Below are 2,944 nucleotides of genomic sequence, written 5' to 3'. Positions count from 1 at the left end.
GCCTCCCGGGCAGCCTGCGCCTCAGCTTCCCGACGGACCTGCTCGGCCTCACGCGCTTGCGCCTCCCGGGCAGCCTGCGCCTCAGCTTCCCGACGGACCTGCTCGGCCTGCTGCAGCCCCCCTTCCTCATGGCCGACGCTTAGCGTCTGGGGCAGCGGTTGAGGGGCCAAGCGCGACAAGAGCGCAACCGCCTCTGCCGATACCGACCTACTGTCATCGTGGATAAGGGCAGCCAACTCGCGCTCAACGGAATTGCGGACGATTTCATTACCCCGACGGTGCAGATCCGCAAGACCCTTTACGGCGGCCAGGCGTTGTACTGCAAGGTCACTCTGAAGGCCGGACCGCAAATGAAGCGGCATCTCCCAATGCACGTTGCGCGCAATGACGATGCGCCCGTCGACATCCTCTTGCTTCTTCGGCCGCTGCTGAGGCATCTCTTCAATGACACGGTCGCGGACGTAGTTGTAAAGCTCGTCTAGCGCGATGTCACCATCGGCGTCCAGATCTGCCGCACCGGTACGAATAGCCTCCACCAGATACCGGGTGAAGAGTGACTGAGCTCCGGATCCAGAGATGTCATCGCCCTCGAACGAATACTGTGTAGCGTCCGAGGCGGTCAGAACGACCCGCCCTTTACCCTGGAACCTCTCAAGGGTTTGCACGCTCGAGTCTGCCTTGGCCGTCCATCCAGCAGGGAAGGCGCCGCTGTAGCAGCAGTCGAGGATGAGGACCTTCCGCCGAGAACTGCAAGTATCCATGGCGTCGTTGATCTGCGCGGCAGACAGGCCGGTGAAGAGAAGCGAATTCCGGCGGGTATTCGTCATGGCCAGATAGAGCCGACCGGCATCGTCTTTTAGACCATGCCCCGAGAAATACAATACAGTCAGGTCGTCGCGGCGGCAGCTGCCGTAGAAGTCGCCAATCGCCTCCCCCACAACGTGATTCGGCTCGTCGAGCAGCACATTGACGTCAAAGCCTGCGATCTCTTCATCCCGAAGGGTCTCCGCGAGCGCCTCAGCGTCATGGGCGGGCGCCTTGAGTTGGCGCAGCCCAGTGTCCTTGTAGTTGTACGTAGCTACAATGAGAGCCCTGCGCTTCGTAGCCACGGCAGTCAGACTCCCCCATGCCGGCGGACGAAGGTCTCAACGAGCGCCGACCTCTCGGCCGACGTAGCTCCGTCCAGCTCGAGGACATCGCCGTCAATCGTCAGCTTGACCGTATGGGCTGCGCTGCGTCGCCCCAGCCAGTCCTGAAGCGTCGCTAACACCGTCACCAACACGCCGCCGGATCCGCTCATGGTGATGAGCAGGTCCAAGAGTGAGGCCACCTCGCCGGCCTTAGCGCCTTGGGGCGGCTCTGCCATGGTCAATGGGGTGATCGAGTCGACATCAAGGGCCGCCAGCTCCGCTCGGAGCTGGCGGCCAAGACGGTCGACCTCCTCCTCGTCGGCCCCTGTCTCTGGCTCAAGAGTGAGTCGGAGTTCGAGTGGTTGCTCTGCGTCACCGGGCATCTTCACTCCAGCCAAGAGGTGCCAGACATGTTCCGCTGTCCGCCGACAAAGGACATACGCCTGAGAGGGGAGAGCCATCGAGAGATACCTCTGGACGCTTGTCGCTACGTTCCGCTACTCCCCATGAGCGGACAGTCGGGTTGCCATCCGCCTGGCGCTTAGAAGACGTTGCAGAAGTAGGTCCACGGGCTCTGCCGGTCGGCCATGCCTTGGCGCAGAGTGCGGGGCATGCCGTCGTCGGCGTCTTCCCCGCCGCCGCGGCTGATCAGTGACGAGCTGTGTACAGCCCTGCCGGAGTGGGGGCTCGGTCGCCCTAAGCTGGCTGTGGACCGGTTACCAGGGGGCGTCCGAGCCATAGCACGGTCGACTCAGCTCCGTCTCTCGCTCGCACGGGCAGGTCATTAGAGCGGGACGTCCGGTCTCTCGCGCCCGAGGTGGGGAAGCGGAGGCTCAGGTCTAGCGGTAGGTCAGCAGCCGTCCCAGCCCAACCCCCTGATTTGCTCAGCCGTCAAGGGCGCACGGATGCAACCGAGTGATCACTGATCGGCAAAGTGAATGCAGAACGTGGCATCGTCTCGAAAGATGGCATCCGAGGAGGCAGGAAACTTTAGTCGATTGGTGACGTAGAAGACGCTCTCTACATGTCTTATATAGGAGTTGGTGTCCTGGTAGGCGTGAAAGGATATTCCGTGAGGGTCGCCAAGCCCTGGATGAAGACCGAACGTAGCGTCTTCTTCGTACTGAGAAGTTTCGTCTCGCTGCTCAACCTCAAGGAAGAAGTCTCGATGCCGCAGGTAAAGGTCCGCCTGACGAGTATCGCCGATGAATCGGAAGGAAACCATGTCGGAATCAGCGAGCCCGCGCTCAACCGTGAAGGTTGCCCGCCCTTCGTCTCCGACATCCAGTCGCTCCAAGAGGACTTCATCCTGTCCAAAACTCATGAAATAGCCAGGATAATTCACAGACTCAAGCCTGATCTGCCGACCCATGAGTTCAGACGCAGCTGGATAATCCCGGACGTCAGCCGTCTCGCAGACGGGAGACGAAGTCGCCCTGGGTAAACTAACAGTCAGACCTACAATTATGGCTGGCACGACAATAATGGCAGCCTCAAAGAACCAGAACTTTGCCTCGCGATGTCCCCGGTTGAACCATGCCTGCAAACGGCCTTCGATGTTGGCCAGTACTACTGGCAGGGTCAGGCCGCAAAGCGTGCCGAGTAGACCCAGCACTAGGCTGACGAGGAGGGCAAGAAGCACCGGCAGGCGCAAGTGTGCAGGTGGGCCCGGCGTTCCAGGCAAGCTGAAGTAGCCGGCGGTCCCCAGCACGGCCGCTAGGACTACAAGGACGGTCTTGCGAGCCTGGCGAGCACGCTCTCCAGCGCCACTGCCTCCAGCGCCACTGCCTCCAGCGCCACTGCCTCCAGCGCCA

At 61.5% G+C, this 2,944-nt stretch carries 3 protein-coding genes; all 3 read right to left on the bottom strand.

Features of this window, described 5'->3' with window-relative positions:
- Positions 1-1,109, bottom strand: a 1,109-nt coding sequence (locus tag CHC04_RS14555; protein ID WP_176450019.1) for a caspase family protein, incomplete at its 3' end; no start/stop codon positions are given.
- Positions 1,110-1,114: 5 nt separating this feature from the next.
- Positions 1,115-1,513, bottom strand: coding sequence for an effector-associated constant component EACC1 (locus tag CHC04_RS14550; RefSeq protein ID WP_141233816.1), 399 nt, complete (start codon positions 1,511-1,513; stop codon positions 1,115-1,117).
- Positions 1,514-2,049: 536 nt separating this feature from the next.
- Positions 2,050-2,841: an AbfB domain-containing protein gene (locus CHC04_RS14545; RefSeq protein ID WP_141233815.1), complete on the bottom strand. Its 792-nt coding sequence runs from the start codon at positions 2,839-2,841 to the stop codon at positions 2,050-2,052.
- Positions 2,842-2,944: the final 103 nt, after the last annotated feature.

Origin of the sequence: Geodermatophilus saharensis (assembly GCF_900188205.1) — a bacterium.
GTDB lineage: Bacteria > Actinomycetota > Actinomycetes > Mycobacteriales > Geodermatophilaceae > Geodermatophilus > Geodermatophilus saharensis.
This window is presented reverse-complemented; position numbering and strand designations above follow the sequence as displayed.

Bases quoted from the DNA above. Each gene is read 5' to 3' on its own strand.
- CHC04_RS14550 (WP_141233816.1), bottom strand. From the start codon at position 1,513: ATGCCCGGTGACGCAGAGCAACCACTCGAACTCCGACTCACTCTTGAG.